The sequence below is a fragment of the Aeromonas sp. S18(2024) genome (assembly GCF_041402525.1).
GTDB classification, from domain to species: Bacteria; Pseudomonadota; Gammaproteobacteria; order Enterobacterales; family Aeromonadaceae; genus Aeromonas; species Aeromonas enteropelogenes.
Map to the genome: position 1 here is coordinate 420283 of NZ_JBGLQV010000002.1, position 19172 is coordinate 439454.

The 19172-nt window shown below is 57.7% G+C and carries 20 protein-coding genes; 9 read left to right on the plus strand and 11 right to left on the minus strand.

The window, feature by feature from the left end:
• Nucleotides 1-2: 2 nt before the first annotated feature.
• The 5 genes from uppS to rpsB form a co-directional block, all read right to left on the minus strand.
• Nucleotides 3-779 (minus strand): polyprenyl diphosphate synthase, encoded by a 777-nt coding sequence (uppS, locus tag ACB034_RS05070; protein WP_371172257.1) that lies wholly within the window; start codon nt 777-779, stop codon nt 3-5.
• A gap of 72 nt (nt 780-851) precedes the next feature.
• Entirely contained in the window at nt 852-1409 is a 558-nt protein-coding gene (gene frr, locus ACB034_RS05075; protein WP_042027958.1) for a ribosome recycling factor, read from the minus strand.
• Nucleotides 1410-1456: 47 nt separating this feature from the next.
• Complete coding sequence (gene pyrH, locus ACB034_RS05080) at nt 1457-2191, minus strand: UMP kinase (protein WP_026457972.1); 735 nt, start codon at nt 2189-2191, stop codon at nt 1457-1459.
• A 71-nt stretch (nt 2192-2262) separates the two neighbouring features.
• Nucleotides 2263-3144: a translation elongation factor Ts gene (gene tsf / locus ACB034_RS05085; protein ID WP_026457973.1), complete on the minus strand. Its 882-nt coding sequence runs from the start codon at nt 3142-3144 to the stop codon at nt 2263-2265.
• A 104-nt stretch (nt 3145-3248) separates the two neighbouring features.
• Nucleotides 3249-3977, minus strand: coding sequence for a 30S ribosomal protein S2 (rpsB, locus tag ACB034_RS05090; protein ID WP_005303470.1), 729 nt, complete (start codon nt 3975-3977; stop codon nt 3249-3251).
• A 373-nt stretch (nt 3978-4350) separates the two neighbouring features.
• On the opposite strand from rpsB, the gene map reads away from it, so the two are divergent.
• The 4 genes from map to ACB034_RS05110 all read left to right on the plus strand — a co-directional run bounded on the left by map (nt 4351) and on the right by ACB034_RS05110 (nt 9452).
• Nucleotides 4351-5139 carry a type I methionyl aminopeptidase gene (map, locus tag ACB034_RS05095; protein ID WP_216993911.1) on the plus strand — a complete coding sequence of 263 codons (789 nt, stop codon included), beginning with the start codon at nt 4351-4353 and terminating at the stop codon, nt 5137-5139.
• 84 nt (nt 5140-5223) lie between these two features.
• Complete coding sequence (glnD, locus tag ACB034_RS05100; RefSeq protein ID WP_042073169.1) at nt 5224-7851, plus strand: bifunctional uridylyltransferase/uridylyl-removing protein GlnD; 2628 nt, start codon at nt 5224-5226, stop codon at nt 7849-7851.
• 184 nt (nt 7852-8035) lie between these two features.
• A complete protein-coding gene (dapD, locus tag ACB034_RS05105; protein WP_026458010.1) occupies nt 8036-8863 on the plus strand; it encodes a 2,3,4,5-tetrahydropyridine-2,6-dicarboxylate N-succinyltransferase in 828 nt (275 codons plus the stop codon).
• Between the two features lie 205 nt (nt 8864-9068).
• Nucleotides 9069-9452 carry a DUF3461 family protein gene (locus ACB034_RS05110; protein ID WP_005303475.1) on the plus strand — a complete coding sequence of 128 codons (384 nt, stop codon included), beginning with the start codon at nt 9069-9071 and terminating at the stop codon, nt 9450-9452.
• 231 nt (nt 9453-9683) lie between these two features.
• Here the strand turns inward: ACB034_RS05110 and ptsG are convergent, their stop codons facing one another.
• The 6 genes from ptsG to ACB034_RS05140 all read right to left on the minus strand — a co-directional run bounded on the left by ptsG (nt 9684) and on the right by ACB034_RS05140 (nt 15985).
• Complete coding sequence (gene ptsG / locus ACB034_RS05115) at nt 9684-11114, minus strand: PTS glucose transporter subunit IIBC (protein WP_042027964.1); 1431 nt, start codon at nt 11112-11114, stop codon at nt 9684-9686.
• Nucleotides 11115-11536: 422 nt separating this feature from the next.
• A complete protein-coding gene (locus ACB034_RS05120) occupies nt 11537-12382 on the minus strand; it encodes a MalM family protein (RefSeq protein ID WP_371172258.1) in 846 nt (281 codons plus the stop codon).
• A gap of 204 nt (nt 12383-12586) precedes the next feature.
• Nucleotides 12587-13861, minus strand: a complete 1275-nt coding sequence (locus ACB034_RS05125) for a maltoporin (RefSeq protein ID WP_042073170.1) — start codon at nt 13859-13861, stop codon at nt 12587-12589.
• A gap of 528 nt (nt 13862-14389) precedes the next feature.
• A complete protein-coding gene (locus tag ACB034_RS05130; protein WP_042073171.1) occupies nt 14390-14830 on the minus strand; it encodes a flavodoxin in 441 nt (146 codons plus the stop codon).
• 82 nt (nt 14831-14912) lie between these two features.
• Nucleotides 14913-15653 (minus strand): tRNA pseudouridine(65) synthase TruC, encoded by a 741-nt coding sequence (gene truC, locus ACB034_RS05135; protein ID WP_042027971.1) that lies wholly within the window; start codon nt 15651-15653, stop codon nt 14913-14915.
• Nucleotides 15650-15985, minus strand: coding sequence for a YqcC family protein (locus ACB034_RS05140; RefSeq protein ID WP_026457550.1), 336 nt, complete (start codon nt 15983-15985; stop codon nt 15650-15652). The genes truC and ACB034_RS05140 overlap by 4 nt, the downstream gene beginning before the upstream one ends.
• A gap of 209 nt (nt 15986-16194) precedes the next feature.
• On the opposite strand from ACB034_RS05140, the gene ACB034_RS05145 reads away from it, so the two are divergent.
• The 5 genes from ACB034_RS05145 to ACB034_RS05165 all read left to right on the plus strand — a co-directional run bounded on the left by ACB034_RS05145 (nt 16195) and on the right by ACB034_RS05165 (nt 19077).
• Nucleotides 16195-17235, plus strand: a complete 1041-nt coding sequence (locus tag ACB034_RS05145; protein WP_371172259.1) for a DUF3549 family protein — start codon at nt 16195-16197, stop codon at nt 17233-17235.
• A gap of 89 nt (nt 17236-17324) precedes the next feature.
• The gene (locus tag ACB034_RS05150; protein ID WP_026458265.1) at nt 17325-17624 is read left to right on the plus strand and encodes a DUF3301 domain-containing protein; all 300 of its coding nucleotides are present in this window, start codon (nt 17325-17327) and stop codon (nt 17622-17624) included.
• 70 nt (nt 17625-17694) lie between these two features.
• Nucleotides 17695-17931 carry a DUF2789 domain-containing protein gene (locus ACB034_RS05155; protein ID WP_026458264.1) on the plus strand — a complete coding sequence of 79 codons (237 nt, stop codon included), beginning with the start codon at nt 17695-17697 and terminating at the stop codon, nt 17929-17931.
• 72 nt (nt 17932-18003) lie between these two features.
• The gene (locus tag ACB034_RS05160) at nt 18004-18300 is read left to right on the plus strand and encodes a hypothetical protein (protein ID WP_042073175.1); all 297 of its coding nucleotides are present in this window, start codon (nt 18004-18006) and stop codon (nt 18298-18300) included.
• A gap of 3 nt (nt 18301-18303) precedes the next feature.
• Entirely contained in the window at nt 18304-19077 is a 774-nt protein-coding gene (locus tag ACB034_RS05165; protein ID WP_201980279.1) for a Zn-ribbon-containing protein, read from the plus strand.
• Nucleotides 19078-19172 lie beyond the last annotated feature (95 nt).

Below are 19172 nucleotides of genomic sequence, written 5' to 3' on the forward strand. Positions count from 1 at the left end.
GTTTAGCCGGTCTGCTGCTCGGCGATCAATTCCCGGATCTGTTCACCCGTACAGCCGAAGCGGCGCTCGCGCGCCACGAAAGAGGCGACCGCCTCGCTGAACTCGGCTTCGTTGAAATCGGGCCACAATACCGGGGTAAAATAGAGCTCGGCATAGGCGAGCTGCCATAACACAAAGTTGCTGATGCGATGATCACCACCGGTCCGGATCAACAGATCCACGGGGGGCAGATCGGCCATGCAGACGGCACTGCTCAGCATGGTTTCATCAATGTCATCGGCCGCCATTTCACCGACAGCCACGGCCCTGGCCAGCTTGCGGGCAGCCTGGGCGATATCCCACTGGCCCCCGTAGTTGGCCGCAATATTCAGCGTCAGTCCCTTGTTGTTGGCGGTCAGCGCTTCCGCCTTGGCGATTTTTGCCTGCAATCGTTCACTGAAACGAGAGGTATCGCCGATCACCTTGAGCCGGATCCCGTTATCGTGCAGTTTTTGCACCTCGCGACCCAGCACGGTGACAAACAGCTCCATAAGAGCACTAACCTCCCCTTCCGGACGACGCCAGTTCTCGCTGGAGAAGGCAAACAGAGTCAATGCCTTCATCTTGGCCCGCGCCGCAAAGGTGACCGCCTCGCGTACCGACTTGACGCCTGCCTTGTGCCCGTAAACCCGCATCTTGCCTCGGTTCTGGGCCCAGCGACCGTTACCATCCATGATGATGGCGACGTGACGTGGCAAAGACGAGTTGGCACAATCACCCAACGCAGCCAAAAGCGACATGTTTTTCTCCCACAAAGACAAAAGCGCCGTGCAGGGGCACTACACGGCGCTCGTAATATACCTTTCGAAGCCTTAGATTTCCATTAGCTCCTTCTCCTTTGCGGCAAGGGCCTCATCGACCAGCTTGACGAAGGAGTCGGTCAGCTTCTGGATCTCTTCCTGGGCACGACGGTCGTCATCTTCGGAGATCTCTTTCTCTTTCAGCAGCGCCTTGAGGTCGGCGTTGGCATCGCGACGGATGTTACGCACGGCCACACGGGCGTTTTCTGCTTCGGCACGCACCACCTTGGTCAGATCGCGACGACGCTCTTCGGTCAGCGGCGGCAACGGCACACGCAGAGTCTGGCCGTTGCTGGACGGATTCAGGCCCAGATCGGAGGTCAGGATCGCCTTTTCAACGGCCTGGATCATGGAGCGATCGAAGATGGAGATGGAGAGGGTACGAGCATCTTCTGCCACCACGTTGGCCAACTGTTTCAGCGGAGTGGCAGCACCGTAGTACTCAACCTGGATACCGTCGAGCAGGCTCGGATGAGCACGACCGGTACGGATCTTGGACATCTGGGTCTTGAGCGACTCAACGCTCTTGCCCATACGGTCCTTGGCGTCGTTTTTAATCTCGTTGATCACAGTGGTTTTCCTTTTGGCGAACGAGCCGTCTACAGCTCGTATCTATCTTATTTGCTGACGTGATGGATCAGAGTGCCTTCCGGCTCACCCATGATAACCCGGCGCAGGGCACCCGGTTTGTTCATGTTGAACACGCGGATCGGCAGGTCATGGTCACGGGCCAGAGTAAAGGCAGCAAGATCCATCACCTTGAGCTCTTTTTCAAGAACTTCATCATAACTCAGTTCATGATACAGCACGGCATCCGGATTCTTAACCGGATCCTCGTTGAAGACACCATCGACCTTGGTGGCTTTCAGCACCACGTCGGCTTCGATCTCGATCCCGCGCAGACAGGCGGCAGAATCGGTAGTAAAGAAGGGGTTGCCGGTACCGGCGGAGAAAATTACCACCTTGCCAGCGCGCAGCTGGCTGATGGCTTCTGCCCAGACATAGGAGTCACAGATCCCTTGCAGGGAGATGGCAGACATCAGACGGGCATTCACATAAGCACGATGCAGGGCATCACGCATGGCCAGACCGTTCATCACGGTCGCCAGCATACCCATGTGGTCGCCCACCACACGGTTCATGCCAGCTTTGGCAAGACCGGCGCCACGGAACAGGTTGCCGCCACCGATGACCAGACCGACCTGAACACCCAGCTCAACCAGTTCTTTGATCTCTTGGGCCATCCGATCCAGCACGGCCGGATCAATGCCAAAACCCTCGGATCCTTGCAGGGCTTCACCACTCAACTTCAGAAGAACACGTCTGTATGCAGGCTTGGGATTGGTACTCATGTCACTGATTCCTGGTCATATAAAGACCGCGACATAAGTCGCGGTCTGGGGAAACGGAAAAACCGGTTCGATTAGGCCTTTTGAGCGGCCGCGATTTGAGCTGCAACTTCAGCAGCGAAATCGGTCTCTTGCTTCTCGATGCCTTCGCCCACTTCGAAACGGGTGAAGGAAACAACGTCAGCACCTTCTTTCTTCAGCAGTTCGGCAACGGTCATGGAAGGATCTTTCACGAACGGCTGACCAGTCAGGGAAACCTCACCGGTGAACTTCTTCATGCGGCCTTCAACCATCTTCTCGGCGATCTCTTTCGGCTTGCCAGAGTTGACGGCGATGTCGATCTGGATTTCGCGCTCTTTGGCAACGACGTCGGCAGATACATCTTCCGGCTTGACGAATTGCGGGCTGTTGGCAGCTACGTGCATGGCCAGATCTTTGGCCAGCTCGTCGGTACCGCCGACCAGCTTGGTGATAACACCGATACGGGAACCGTGAACGTAGGTACCCAGGTTGTCACCTTCAACCAGCATCACGCGACGCAGGTTCATGTTCTCACCGATCTTGGCGATCAGGTTGGTGATGGTCAGCTCTACGGACTCACCGTTGCCAAAGTCAGCGGCTTTCAACGCGTCAACGTCAGCGATCTTCTGGGTAGCGGCGATCTCGACGATCTTCTGACCCATGGCCAGGAAGCCTGCATCCTTGGAAACGAAGTCAGTTTCGCAGTTCAGCTCGATCATGACGGCAACGTTGCCTTCGGTACGGGCGAAGATCACGCCTTCAGCGGCGATACGGCCAGCTTTCTTGGCGGCTTTGGCCTGACCGGATTTGCGCATGTTCTCGATAGCCAGCTCGATATCACCGTTGGCTTCTTCCAGCGCTTTTTTGCAATCCATCATGCCAGCGGCGGTGCGCTCGCGCAGTTCTTTTACCAGGGCGGCAGTAATGTTTGCCATGTCCAGTATCCTCGGTCTTGAATTGACAAGAAACAGGGGCCACAAGGGCCCCTGCTAACCAATTACATCAGCTTGGTTAATAAGGGCTTTACAGACCTTATCAATTACTCAGCTTCAACGAAGCCATCTTGTTCAGCTTGAACAACGATGTCCTGAGCGCGAGCTTCCAGTACGGTGTCAGCAGCAGCATTCAGGTACAGCTGAACGGCACGGATAGCGTCGTCGTTACCCGGGATGACGTAATCAACGCCGTCCGGGTTGGAGTTGGTATCAACGATGGAAACTACCGGGATACCCAGGTTGTTGGCTTCTTTGATAGCGATGTGCTCGTGGTCGGCATCGACAACGAACAGAACGTCAGGCAGGCCGCCCATGTTCTTGATACCACCCAGGCTCTTCTCCAGCTTTTCCATTTCGCGAGTACGCATCAGCGCCTCTTTCTTGGTCAGCTTGTCGAAGGTACCGTCCTGGCTCTGGGTTTCCAGATCTTTCAGGCGCTTGATGGACTGACGAACGGTTTTCCAGTTGGTCAGCATGCCGCCCAGCCAGCGGTGGTTGACGTAGAACTGGTCGCAACGCTCAGCGGCTTCTTTGACGGCTTCAGACGCGGCACGCTTGGTACCTACGAACAGTACCTTGCCCTTCTTGGCAGCTACGGAGCTGATGAAGTTCATGGCATCGTCAAACATCGGAACGGTTTTTTCCAGGTTGATGATGTGAACTTTGCTGCGGGCACCGAAGATGTAGGATTTCATTTTCGGGTTCCAGTAACGAGTCTGGTGACCGAAGTGAACGCCGGCTTGCAGCATGTCGCGCATAGAAACTTTAGCCATTTTATACCTCTGTATTGGGGTTAGGCCTCCACACATCCCATGTAACCGACCCCAAAGGGGCACCCCGGTACAGGTGTCGATGTGTGTGTGTTGTTTAAGTAAGGGTGATGAAACAGGGACCCATGATCCCCATTCCGGCGCGCTTTATACCATAAGTTTGCTCAGGACACCACCGGCGACACATCAAACGGGTGTGAAATCTGGATCCCGTCAGGAGAGGCTGGAACGTCGATTTGACGTTGTGATGACAATCACACTGGAAGTGAGCAGGGGTTGCGGATAAAATTTTGCCCTGATTGCAAACGCATCTATTTTTCATTACCTGCCCGACCAGCCGTTGCTGGTTGTTGCGGCAGGCCGCAAGAGAGATCCCATGTCCATTAAAATCAAGACACCGGAAGAGATTGAAAAGATGCGCGTTGCCGGCCGATTGGCCGCCGATGTGCTGGTCATGATTGCGCCCCATGTCAAAGCTGGCGTCACCACTGACGAACTGAACACCCTGTGCCACAACTACATCGTTGACGTGCAGCAGGCCATCCCGGCCCCTCTCAACTACCACGGCTTCCCCAAATCCATCTGCACCTCGGTGAATGATGTGATCTGCCACGGCATTCCGAATCACAAGAAGCTGCGCGACGGCGACATCATCAACCTGGACATCACCGTCATCAAGGATGGCTACCACGGCGATACCTCCGCCATGTTCATCGTGGGCGAGACCACGCCGCTGCGCCGCCAGCTGTGCAAGGTCGCCCAGGAGAGCCTCTACGCCGCCATCAAGACGGTGCGCCCGGGTGCCTGCATCACCGAGATCGGCGCCGTGATCCAGCCCATCGTCGAGAAGGCCGGCTTCTCCGTGGTACGTGACTACTGCGGCCACGGCATCGGTGCCGAATTCCACGAAGAGCCGCAGATCCTGCATTACCGCAACAGCGGCAAGCTGGAGCTCAAGGCCGGCATGTGCTTCACCATCGAGCCCATGGTCAACAGCAAGAAGTATCATTGCAAGGTCAACCCGAAAGATGGCTGGACCGTGACCACCAAGGATGGCGGCGACTCCGCCCAGTGGGAACACACCCTGCTGGTGACCGAAGATGGCTGCGAGATCCTGACCCTGCGTCCTGACGACACCATCGACCGTTTCATCAAACACGGTTAACATTGAGCCCCGGCCCTGCTCAGAAGCGCCGGGGTTTTTATTGCCCGTTTTCGCCATTTCCCAGCCACCTGCGTGTGAGATGCCATGGACGCCAGCCTGCTTTCCCCCCACCTGTTACCCGACGATCAGCTCACCCGTGACAACTGCAAGGAGTACCTGAGTCGTTTCCTCGGCTGGCTGCACGCCCGCTTCGACGCCGGCGACAACATCATCGAGCTGGTCGCCACCCGCTCGGAGTACATGGATCAGCTGCTGACCCGGTTGTGGCAAAAATTCGGCTTCGACAAGACGGATCTCACCCTGATCGCGGTGGGAGGGTATGGCCGGGGTGAGTTGCACCCCCACTCCGACATCGACCTGCTGATCCTCTATGACGGCGACGAGCTGGACGAGGTGCTGGGGCTGCGCATCGGTGAGTTCATCACCCTGTTGTGGGATCTGAAACTGGAAGTGGGCCAGGCGGTACGCAACGTGGCAGAGTGCATCGAGCAGGGGCGGGCCGACATCACGGTGGCCACCAACCTGATTGAGGCGCGCTACATCACCGGCCGCCAGGCGGGGTTCCAGCAGCTCAGGGAGGCGACCGGCCCAGAACACTTCTGGCCAAGCGAGGCCTTCTTTCGCGCCAAGCGCCAGGAGCAGGCCGAACGCCACCAGCAGTTCCTCGGTACCGCCTACAAGCTCGAACCCGATCTCAAGTGCAATCCGGGGGGCCTGCGCGACATCCAGACCCTGGCCTGGGTGGCCCGCCGCCACTTCGGCGCCACCACCCTGTTCGAGATGACCAGCCACGGTTTTCTCAATCGCGCCGAATACCGCGAACTACTCGACTGCCAGAACTTCCTGTGGAAGGTACGCTTCGCCCTGCACATGGCCATCAACAAGGGGGACAACCGCCTGCTGTTCGATCGCCAGCGCACCGTGGCCCAGATGCTGGGGTTCGAGGGGGAAGGCAACACCCCGGTCGAGCAGATGATGAAGCGCTTTTACCAGACAGTGCGGCGAGTCTCCGAACTCAACGAAATGCTGTTGCAGCTGTTTGACGAGGCGATCCTCGGCAACACCGCCATGGACGTGCGCCGCCTCTCCGATGAATTCCAGCTCCGTGGCCGCCTCATCGATGCGGTGGATGCCGAACTGTTTGCCCGCGAACCCGCCGCCATCCTGCGCCTCTTCTACCAGATGGCGCAGCATTCCGAGATAGCGGGCATTCACTCGGCCACCTTGCGCCAGTTGCGCGAGGCGCGGCGCAAGCTCAACTGCTGGCTGCAGGATATCCCCGAGTGCCGCCGCCTGTTTATGGCGCTGTTGCGTCATCCCAATGGCATCGGCCAACCCCTCAGTCTGATGCACAAGTACGGGATCCTGGCGGCCTATCTGCCCCAGTGGAACCTCATCGTTGGCCAGATGCAGTTCGACATGTTCCATGCCTACACGGTGGACGAACATACCCACCGGCTGCTCAAGAACATCCATCAGTTTCCCAATCCGGCCAGCCGCCAGACTCACCCGCTCTGCCACGAGGTGTTTACCCGGCTGCGCAAGCCGGAGCTGCTCTATGTAGCCGCCCTGTTCCACGACATCGCCAAGGGGCGGCGTGGCGATCACTCAGAGCTCGGCGCCGTCGATGCGCTGGAGTTTTGCCAGCTGCACGGTTTTGATCGCTACGAGAGCCGGCTGGTCGCCTGGCTGGTGCGCCATCACCTGCTGATGTCGGTGACCGCCCAGCGCCGCGACATCTACGACCCCGAGGTCGTCACCGACTTTGCCCAGAAGGTGCGCGACGAGCAGCATCTCGACCTGCTTTACTGCCTGACGGTGGCCGACATCTGTGCCACCAACGACACTCTGTGGAACGACTGGAAGGGCACTTTGCTGCGGGAGCTCTACTTCGCTACCCAGAAGGCGCTGCGCCAGGGGCTGGAAAACCCGCCGGACATGCGCCTGCGGATCCGCGAAAACCAGCGTCAGGCCAAGCAGATCCTGGCCCAGCGGGATGTCACGGAAGAAGCCGTCAACCGCTTGTGGGCCGACTTCAAGGCCGACTACTTCCTGCGCCACAGCCCGGAACAAATCGCCTGGCACTGCCGCCACATCATCGAACACGGCGACAACCCGGCTCCTCTGGTGATCATTGGCAAGCACCCGACCCGGGGTGGCAGCGAGGTGTTCATCTATTGTCGCGACACGCCGAATCTATTTGCCACCGTAGCCTCGGCATTGGATCAGAAGAACCTCAACATCCACGACGCCCAGATCATGAACTCGCGCAGCAACTTCGTGCTTGATACCTTCGTGGTGCTGGAGCCGAGCGGCGAACCCATCAGCCCGAACCGTACCGCGCCCATCAAGAAGGCACTGGAGAAAGCGTTGCAGGAGCCCGGCAAGCTGGTGCTGCGCAGCAAGCCGCTGTCACGACGTCACCGCCAGTTCAGCGTGCCGACCCGGGTGGTGTTTCTGCCCCACAAGGGAGAAACCCGCCACACCCTGATGGAACTGACGGCGCTCGATACACCAGGCTTGCTGGCCCGCATCGGCGCCGTGTTCCAGCAGTGCGGGCTGTCGCTCCACGCCGCCAAGATCACCACCATAGGGGAGCGGGTAGAGGACTTTTTCAGCCTCACCAATCTGGCGGGAGATCCCCTGACGGCGGAACAACAGCTGCAACTGGAAGAACGGCTGGTGCACCAGCTCAATCCGCAGCAATCCTGACTGTGGCGTGAGCAAAAAAGCCTCGCAAGAGACTGTTTACAGAGCGTTTTTACCCTGAGAAACCAGAGGCCTCACCAGGGGTGACACAGAAATGGCCACAAGACTGAAGAAATCGGGTTTCCCCTCTTAAACACGATCGGAAAAGTGTGATACAACAAACAGAATTTTTTAAAGGAAACCTGTCATGACCGAGTTGCAACAGATCATTGAATCGGCCTTCGAGCGCCGCGACACCATCACCCCGGGCACAGTGGATAGCGCCACCAGATCCGCCATCCTGCAAGCCATCGACCTGCTGGACTCCGGCAAGGCCCGCGTTGCCGAGAAGATTGCCGGCGAGTGGGTTGTTCACCAGTGGCTGAAGAAGGCAGTGCTGCTCTCGTTTCGCATCAACGACAACGGCATCATCAAGGGTGATGATGCCCAGTACTACGACAAGGTTCCCCTCAAGTTTTCCAACTACACCGAAGAGCAGTTCCGCGAAGCGGGTGTGCGCGTGGTGCCGCCGGCGACCGCCCGCAAAGGCTCCTTCATCGCCCCCAATACCGTGCTGATGCCCTCCTACGTCAACATCGGTGCCTACGTTGACGAAGGTACCATGGTCGACACCTGGGCCACCGTCGGCTCCTGTGCCCAGATCGGCAAGAACGTCCACCTCTCCGGCGGCGTCGGCATCGGCGGCGTACTGGAGCCGCTGCAGGCCAACCCGACCATCATCGAGGACAACTGCTTCATCGGCGCCCGTTCCGAGGTGGTTGAGGGCGTCATCGTGGAAGAAGGCTCCGTCATCTCAATGGGCGTCTTCATCGGCCAGTCCACCCGCATCTATGACCGCGAAACCGGCGAAATTCACTACGGCCGCGTACCGGCCGGTTCCGTTGTGGTTTCCGGCTCCCTGCCCTCCAAGTGCGGCAAGTACAGCCTGTACGCTGCGGTGATCGTCAAGAAAGTCGATGCCAAGACTCGCGCCAAGGTGGGCATCAATGCCCTGCTGCGCTCCATCGACGAGTAACTGGCAGTCCTTTGAAAAAGAGCGCCTGATGGCGCTCTTTTTTTATCGTCGAAGAATGCTCTGTCGGTGCATCTCGCATGATGTTGGGAGAAGGCAGAAAGGGCCTTTTGAACCCCATTTGGATTTTGGCGCCCCTGTCACAGGCAAGCCACACCCGCTCGGTTAAGATAGATGACACAGGATCGTTTCAAACCAAGGAAGCCTGATGTACGAGAATCTGAAGAGCCTGGGGATCCAGGATCCCGCCTCCGTCGACAGCTACACCCTGCGCCAGGAGGCCAACCACGACATCCTCAAGATCTACTTCAAGAAGCAGAAAGGCGAGTTCTTCGCCAAGAGCGTGAAATTCAAATACCCCCGCCAGCGCAAGACCATGCTGGTCGACTCGGGTACCCATGAGTACAAGGATGTCACCGAGATCAACGCCAATCTCAAGTATGTGGTGGACGAGCTGGACAACCTGACTCAGGGCGTGCACGTTCAGGCCGATCCGGATATCAAGCAGAAGATCCTGCGCGACCTGCGCCACCTGGAAAAAGTGGTGCAAAACAAGATCAGCGAAATCGAGCGGGACCTCGAAAAGCTGTAATTCCCCTCCTCCCCAAAGAGCGCCCTGATGGCGCTCTTTTTATTACCCTACACGCAGAATCCACATCACTGTCTCCACTCTCGAGGCAAACTCCTGCCCTCCAAACAGAAAGAACGGTGAATCACCTCATTTCCGCCTATCTGGCACGACAACCCTCTACCGCAAGCTACAAAACAGAAAAAGGGAGGCTTGCGCCTCCCTTTTCGGAACTCCAGGATTCAAACAACCGGATTAGTTGCTCTTCATCCAGATATCCATGTCGGTTTTCAGGTTGTCGGACTTGGTACCGAAGATGGCCTGTACGCCAGAACCAGCCACAACCACACCGGCGGCGCCCAGTTTCTTCAGACCAGCCTGGTCCACCTTGGCCACATCTTTCACGCCGACACGCAGACGGGTGATGCAGGCATCCAGGGAGGCGATGTTCTCTTTACCACCGAAGGCGGCAACCAGAGCGGCGGACATTTCGTCTTTACCTTGGCCCACGGACTCCTCGGCAGTCTCGTCTTCACGACCCGGAGTTTTCAGGTTCATGGCACGGATCACGAAGCTGAATACTACGTAGTAGATAGCGGCATAGACCAGACCCAGACCCACCAGCAGCAGCATGTTGCTGGCACGCGGGGACTGTACGACGAAGTCGATGAAGCCGTTGGAGAAGGTGTGACCGTGAACCACGCCCAGCATGTTGGTCAGCACGTAAGCCAGACCAGCCAGGACGGCGTGGATGGCATACAGTACCGGTGCCACGAACAGGAAGGAGAACTCGATCGGCTCGGTGATACCGGTCAGGAAGGAGGTCAGGGCAGCGGAGGCCATGATACCAACGACCTTGGCACGGTTTTCCGGTTTGGCAGCGTGAGCGATGGCAAACGCGGCAGCAGGCAGACCGAACATCTTGAACAGGTAGCCACCGGCCAGCTGGCCAAAGCCATTACCGGCAGCGCGGGAGGCATCATCAGCAGTCAGGAAGCAGGTCATGATGCCGTGTACGGTTTCACCGGCGCCGTTGACGCAGGTACCAGCCTGGTAGAAGAACGGTACGTTCCAGATGTGGTGCAGACCGAACGGGATCAGGGAGCGCTCAACCACGCCGTAGATACCGAAGGCCAGTACCGGGTTCTGGTTGGCAGCCCAGTCGGAGAAGGCACCGATGGCACCACCGACAGGCGGCCAAATCACGGACAGGATCACACCCAGACCGATAGACAGGAAACCGGTGATGATGGGCACGGCACGCTTGCCGGCGAAGAAGCCCAGGTACTCGGGCAGCTGGATCTTGTAGAAGCGGTTGAAGGCCCAGGCGGCGATACCACCAGCCAGGATACCACCCAGCACACCGGTATCGATGCTTTCAACGCCCATGACCGGCGCCATGACTTTCAGGGTGGCGACCATGATGCCGTAGCCAACGATGGCGGACAGGCCGGATACGCCGTCGTTATTGGTGAAGCCAAGTGCCACACCGACTGCAAACAGCAGGGCCATCTGGCCAAACACGGAACCACCTGCCTGCTCCATCAATTGGGAGACGATTTCCGGCAGCCAGCTGAAGTGGGCAGCACCCACCCCCAGCAGAATACCTGCAACGGGCAAGACTGATACGGGCAGCATCAGCGCCTTACCAACCTTTTGCAGATTAGAGAAAGCATTTTTCAACATTGTGTGCGCTCCTGAATGGATTGTCTTCCCTGAACGAGTTGTTTGAATGAAATAACAGCAGTTCATCCAAATATCGTCGGATCGGGTTTGATTATTTTGACCATCAAAATATAACCCACCGGGTAATAAATTGCTGCTTTCGAAGAGAGAGGAATATTGAATTTGGAGGGGAGATCACAACTTGTTTGGCTGCAATAAAATCTTATTTTCGCAAGATAAATTACCGCATGATAAGTCTATTACACAAATAGATAAATTACAGTTTCGCTTTGTATTTTAATAATTCCAAATATATCCACAGGAAACACAATGTAACACTATGTAACCAACTCCTTTTTATTATTACAGTCTACCGATTAAAAAGGCCTCCAACAAGGGAGGCCTTAAAAATATATTGCTCAGTCAAAAAGTCGGGTTAATCCCTACTTTTGGGAACGCTTCACCGCATCGACGAACACCGCCTTGGCCTTGCTGGAACCGGCACGCTCAGCTTCGCTGACCAGCTGCATCGCCTTGTCGATATCACCGGCATTGACCGCTTTCTCGATCTGGGATTGATAGAAGGCTTCGGTCTCGGCCAACATGGGAGCCACGGGTTTGCTCCCCACTCCGGTTGCCAGCGGAACAACCAGCTTGTTGGGTTCCGGGTTGACCACAGGTGTATTGGCATCGATCACGTCCTGATAGACAGGCTTGTAATAGTTGCTATCTGTTTTTACCCCGCTCAGATCTTCCATCGACACGCTGACCACGCCCCAGGGAGAGTGGGGAATAACGGGATCTTTCTCACCGTAATCAACAACCCCCAGCGACTTGGTCATTAATTTGGACGGGCTCAGGATGGTCGTTGTCTTGTCAAGCGTGGCGGAATCCGTATAGATCACCATGTAGCTCTCGTTATTGGGGTTGCCCACATAGGAACGATCCACCGTAAACACGGCCTCCATGCGATCGCCTTCCAGCATGCGGGCGGGCTCGTACTTGAATACGTCACTGCCAAGCTTGCGGGTCACATTGAATTTGGAGTCAAGCATCATTACGGTGGGATTAAACAGGGACTTGTCGATCAAGCCATCCACCGTAATGCGCAAATTGCCTGAGTTCACAGGCAGGCGGAAGGCGGCAAAATAGCTTTTTCCTTCGTTGAAGTTGTAAGCCGGGGAGCTGCTGTCAATCGGGATCAGCTTGGTCGCCCCAGGCTGAAGCTCCTGAAAAGGCAGGCTGGAGACATCACGGCAGCAGCTGCTCACCGACGCCAGCTGGGTCATCGCGGTATCACGATTTCCCAAAATGGATTTGAATTCTTGCGTCGGGGCTACGGTTGTTTCCAACGAAGCACACCCCCCCAAGACAACTGAGCAAAATACAGTCAAGGCTAACCCGGAATATCTCATTGCGTAACCCTAAGGACAGTGTTGTAAAAAAAGCGCCCCCGTCATGCGGGGGCACTTGCATTCATGACATCAAACAGCTTACCACCAGGCTTCAGCTTGAACACCGAAGTTCCAGGAATCATCCTGTTTCACGCCGTTGGAGTCCGGACGGAACTGTCCATCAGCATCCAGATAGGAGGCATAAACACGGATTTCCGGACGGGCCCAGAAGCCGGAACCAGCGGACCAAGCCTGTGCCAGGGTGTACTTCTTGCCGATGGTGCTGGAATCAGTACCACTGTTCGGCTCGTAGCTATCGTGGTGATAACCGAGTTCGGCGATGGTCTTCATGGTGTCGTTCCACTTGTACATCGGGCGAACGACGACGGAGAAGGTGTCCTTGTCAGCGCTGTTGTTATCAATGTCACTGGCCATGCCGTAAACAATCTGGTGACCGAATTCGACTTTGTCACCGATAGGCAGCACACCCCAGTTGATGAAACGCCAGCCATCGCCTTTGGAGGCTGCCTGGCTCAGGCCGTTGCCAGAACCACTACCATAATCGACGGCCTGGGATGCATAACCGTCAGCAAAGTACTGAACCACAGTCTTGTTGAAGCCACCCAGCATGGACTGAGTCAGCTCGGCGGTCAGCATGTGGCCATTTTTCTCGTAGTCCTTGCTGCCCAGTGCCGCTTTCTGCTCATCGGTCAGGTTAGCGCGAGCGAAGTCATAACCCAGCTCCAGGGACGCGTCGGTCCACAGCGGAATACCGGCATAACGCACATCCAGCACGTCAGTATCGACGCGCTTGTCTACGCCGACACCACCAACGAACTCATCGTAGTCATCCCACGGGTCGTTGCGCAGCCAGGCGAAGGAGAGCTTGCCGGGACCGGCCTGGATGTTTTCTACACCGGCGCCCGCGCCGGATACATCCCAGTAGTAGAAGTCGGAGATATGAATATCGTGACGCTGGTAGTAACGCTTACCAGCCCACAGGGTGGCTTCCGGCGCAAAGCCCAGCACACCTTTGGCTTGCACGTTGAACTGACGCAGGGCGAAGTCGGCATCGCTGCCGCTGGTGCTTTCCCAGTCACGACCTTGCTGACCAGAGACCATGGCAAACATGGAGTCTACATAGAAGGTCTTGCCATCCTTGTTGTAAGCCTCTTGACCCAGCTGTACTTCGCCGTAGGTCTCGGCTTCGTTACCCAGACGGCCGACTTTCTGTTTGGAGTAAGTCTGGAGGCTGCCATTATCGGAAGTACCAACACCGGAACGCATATAACCGTGGAAATCTACGGCAAAGGCGGCTTGGGAAGCCAGGGCGGCAGTAACAGCTGCTGCAATCGGGAGCCACTTCATTTTCATTGTCATATTCCTTATTTCCCGCTGTGAGGAGTGTGATCCTGAATATTCAACTTCATATCACCAAGCAATCCTGCAGGTGATAACCGAGGTCGATTATAGGGAGCGCATATCGCGACAAATATGAGCAGACTCACAAAATGGCGACAAATCGCTCGGCAAACGTTCACAGCGCCAAACAGAAGTAAAAACAGATGAAATCTAGCAACAAAACACCACCAAAACACACAAAATGCAAATAACATTGCACTTGAAATCGGTACCAGCAATTAATTTGCTTCTAAGCAAAAGTGAATATTTGCGCATCCTTTTTTAAAAACATGACTGAAATCGCTTTCATGATTGAACTTTTATTTCCTCGTTATGTCGCGGCCTCTGGGCACTAAATGAGCGGGATAACTTTTTAGCATCTTGAAATAGATACCTTACAGGGGAGAAATATGGATACCAATTGGGTTGGCGGATAGTGAAAATAAAAATCCCCTGTGGCAAACCGACAGGGGATTTTTATGGCGCTATTTAACAAGCAATTCAGGGCTGAAACGTCCACTCCTTCAGCCAGGAAAGTGCCACCTGTTCGGGTTCATCATGAAAGGTGGCATCCAGTTCAAGGCGGGGGATCACAGCGCTCGCCCCCAACTCTTGCAGCTGCTCGTCAAGACGACGGCCGGCCCCGCAGAAATGCTCGTAGCTACTGTCACCCATGGCGATCAGGGCATAGCGCAACCCCTTGAGCCAGGGCGCCCGATCGGCCAGATCGCTGGCAAAAGGTTGCAAATTGGGCGGAATATCCCCCTGCCCCGTGGTGGCACTCACCAGCAACAAAAAACGGCCGGGGTCTATGTCCTCCAGCCGAGCCTCTTCATGCAGGGCACACTGGTGCCCCTTGCGTTCAAGCTCGTCCGCCAGCGTCTCGGCCACCAGCATGGCCGCACCATAGACGGTTCCCACCACAATATCGATCTGCGCCACTACCTGCCTCCTGCACGCACTTGTTGTCGGTATAATCACCGACTCTATCAGCAAGCAGACCGGGGATGCCACCGAATGAGGCTCAGTAATCGCTCTCGCTGGCGGGCCAACCCAGTTCGGCAAACAGCTGCAGCACGTCCTGACCGAGGGGGGCCTGGATGCGCATCGGCACCTTCAACACCGGATGCTCAAAGCTCAGAGTGCGCGCCACCAGCAGCAGGCGCTCACAGCCATACTGCTCGCGAAAGAAGCGGTTATGGCGACCATCACCGTGGGTGGTATCACCGACAATGGGGTGGAACAGATGATCCAGGTGGCGGCGCAGCTGGTGTTTGCGACCTGTCTTCGGGAACAGTTTGACCAGGCTGTAACGGCTGGTCGGGTGTTTCTTGGAGACGGCATAAGGCAGCTCGACGCTGTGCAGACGCCGGAAGGTGGTGACGGCCTCCTGGGCCGGACGATCCGGGTCACTCATGGCGTCAGCTATCTTGTCCAGCTGCTCCTTGAGGGGATAGTCGATCACCCCCTGCTCGGGCGCCCAGCCGCGCACCAGCGCCAGGTACTCCTTTTGCACCTGGCGATTGGCAAACGCCTCGGTCAGGGTGCGGGCCACGGCTGGATCCAGCGCAAACAGCAGCACCCCGGAGGTGGGACGATCGAGGCGATGAACCGGGTAGACATGGCGGCCCCCGATCAGATCCCGAGTCATCTGCATGGCAAAGCGGGTCTCGGCCTTGTCCAGCCAGCTGCGGTGCACCAGCAGGCCGGAGGGCTTGTTGACCGCCACCAGCCAGTCATCCTGATAAAGCAGGGTCAGGCTCATTTTTCCACCACTTTGCCGGAAAGCAGCAGATCGAAACGGGCGATGAGGCGCAGCAGATCTGCCACCTCGGCGAGCTCCTCTTTATAGACTTCGCTGGCCATGGGATAGATGGAGACGTTGCTCGGCAACGGGGCCTGCAGCAGCACCAGCTGCTCCATGCGCGGGATCAGCACGAACTGCAGCCACTGATCGAAGCTCAGGGTATCGACACAAAAAGGCAGGGTGCTCGCCAGCGCCTCCTCGCCAGGGTGTTCGGCTTGCCAGCGTTCGAGGCGTTGCAACTCGGCGGTGAGTTCCCCCAACAGGCCAGCTACCAGCAAATATTGATTCATCTCGCTCTCTTCCTCTTCACCACGGGTTGATCCTTGGGCGGCGAACATGACGCGATCGCCTGGCGGCCGGAACGGGCCTGCCGCCGTCAAAAAAGGGCGATACTATACACCTCGCCCCGCACGGCTGCCATGGCGAACCGTGGCAACCACTGGCGATCCTCGGCGAGGGCCTTATAATCGGCCCGCATCACCCAAAGCCGGATTACACCATGTCTGCCACCGCTTCAAGCATCAATACCCTGACCGAATTTCTGACCCAGGCAGGAACCCAGTTCCAGCTGTTTGACATGGGCCGCCAGGTGCGCCCGCTGCCAAGCGATCTCTTCGTTCGCATCGAACAGCAGCAAGAGCCCTACCCCTGGCCCCTGCAGCAGCATGCCTGGCTCGGCATCCACTTCTTTCAGCCAGCCGAATCCCGTCACTACCTCTGGTTCCTCAAGTTTGCCCTTGATGAGCGCGGTCTGCTCATCTCGAGCGGCCCCAAACACTTCATGGATCAGGTAGTGGAAACCCTGGGCTACAAGCTGACTGGCGAGCTGGATGAAGAGAAGGCCCAGCGGCTGGCCGACAATCCCTATACCTTCCGTCCGGCCGAGGCCAAGATGGCCAGTCTGCATGCCAAGCTGGCCTATCAGCTGGAGCAGGCACCGTCCGCCTATTACGAGGCCCTGCGCCATTATCTGGCGGCGCCCGGTGCCGATGGCTGGCAAACCCTGGGGGTACAGGGCTTCGCCGATCTGGCGGAGCGGCTGCACGATGAGCGCAACCTGGCCCTGGTGTGCAAGGCTTTGCCGACCCTGCCGCTGGAGCCCCTCTATGCCCTCTGCCAGAGTCTGGAGAGCGCCCCCCTGCCACCGGCAGTGCAAGGTGCCCTGCTGGAGCGCATCGGCCGGGAGCAGGAGTGCGCAGCCCCCAATCCCGAGACCCTCGCCTATCTGTGCCGGGCGCTGGCCTCCTGCAACGGTAATACTCTGCGCACTAACAAGCTGCTGACCCTGCTGCAAACCCAACCCAGTCCGGCACTGCTGCTTGCCATCGCCGGCCGGCTCTGGCCCGATCTGAAAAATGCCGATCTGCTCAGCCACTATCTGGAGCAGCTGGCCCTGCAACCGACCCAGTTCTTCAATCAGGTTTTTGCCGAACTGGTCACCTTGCCGGCCCTGCGCAATGATATGCTGGCCAGGCTGCGCGACCCAGAGCGCAGCGAGGCACTGGGCAAGGCCATCGGCCGTCTGTTCGCCTCGGCCTAACCCCGCGTTCGCGCACGGACAACGAAAAGGAGACGGGAAGCCCGGCATGGGGATTCCCGTCATCACACGGACAACAAGGAAGCCCCTCCATGGGAGAGATGCTCGGAATCCTGCTGCTGATGGCCATCGGCGGACTCTTCTGGCAGCAGCGGCGACAGGCCGAGCTGGCCTGGCAATATATGCGTCGCTACTGTCAGCACCACGACTTGCAGCTCCTGTCATTGGCCCGTGGCAAGCGCGAGCTGGCCCGCCAACCACTGCGTCTGCTGACCCACTACCAGTTCGAGTTCTCCAGCGACGGCGAAAGCCATTATCAGGGCACTCTCAAGATGCAGGGATTGCACGTGGTCGGCGTCGAACTGCCGCCACACCGCATGCCCTCACTTTGAACCGGGGCATGGCTGCAACAGGGGGAACTGGCTGGCTATAATCTCAGGGTCAAGCAACGGGAGAGACGAGATGGAACCCCTTGTCCACGACCTGCCGGCCCTGTTTGCCCAGTTGGGCATGGCCAACGACGAGCTGAGCCTGCACCGCTTCGTGCATGAGCATCACCTCGACAATGAAACCCTGCTGCCGGAAGCCAGTTTCTGGAACCGCTCCCAGGCCAGCTTTCTACGTGATGCCCTGTGGCACGACTCGGACTGGTGCGAGGCGATCGATCAGCTGGATGTGATGCTGCGCCAGCCACGCTAGGCAACCTCTTTCCTCACCATTGGGGTTTGGTTAAGATCCCCCATCAATCTCCCATCCCTCCAGAGCACGCTAATGTCCGCCCACGAGATCATCCGTATCGCCAATGAACTGGCCGCCCGGGGCCTGACCCCCACCACCGCCATGATCAAGGCTCGCCTGAGCCAGCCCGTCCCCATGGCCGAGTTGCTCAAAGTGTTGAGCCAGTGGAAACAACAGCCTGCCGAGCCACAACTGGCCACCAGTCAGCCAGAAGAAACGCCGCAACCTGTGGGCGAGCCGACGCTGCAACAGCTGGGCGAACAGCTGAACCGACTCGAACAAAAACTGGATCGACTGACCGAATTGCTGATCCGCCAGGGGCAGAACTGAGTCATGTATATCGTCGAACTTTGTTTTGAATGCTACCGCGACACTTCGCTGGGCGAAGCCGAGCGTGCCATCGTCAACTATCTCGACATGCTGCGCTATCAGGGCCAGATCCTCGGGCGCGAGTTCCCCACCAGCATGCACGAGGGCTATTTCGTCAGCCGGGTCGTCTGTCCCGAGCAGGACAGCCTGCACCCGGACAACCAGAGCGAACAGGTCAAGCTGGCGGAACAGGGGCTGCACCAGGCGGGGCTGCTCGCGCCCAAGCTCCATCTGCAGGGGGCCGACCTGCTCTCCGACAGCACGGATCCCTGCCCTCGCCCCAGCTGGATGCTGCTCTACACCAGCTTTTTGCACACCTGCTCGCCACTGCGCTGCGGTGATCACTTTGCCCCCATCCCGCTCTACCGCCTGCCCGCCATCGCCAACGGGGATCACAAGCAGATCATCAAGTGGCAGGAGGACTGGGAGGCGTGCGATCAGCTGCAGATGAACGGCTCCATCGCCGAACATGCGGCGCTGCACGAGATTGGCGAAGTCGGCAGTCGCCTCCATCGCCGGGGCAGCGATCTCGGCAAGCGGCTGGAGGTCCTGACCGGCATACCCACCTACTACTACCTCTACCGGGTTGGCGGCCTGAACGCCGCCGAGGAAAAAGCCCGCCCCTGCCCCGGCTGTGGCGGAGACTGGGCGCTGGCCGAGCCGCTGCACGAGATCTTTGACTTCAAATGTGACCACTGCCGACTGGTCTCCAACCTCTCCTGGGATTTCAAGGATTAAGAGTCGGGCTCAGATAGACCGGCCAAGGATAGATAAAAAGAAGGGCCTTGCTCCGTGGCAAGGCCCTTCTCTTATATTCACAACTCTTCGACAAC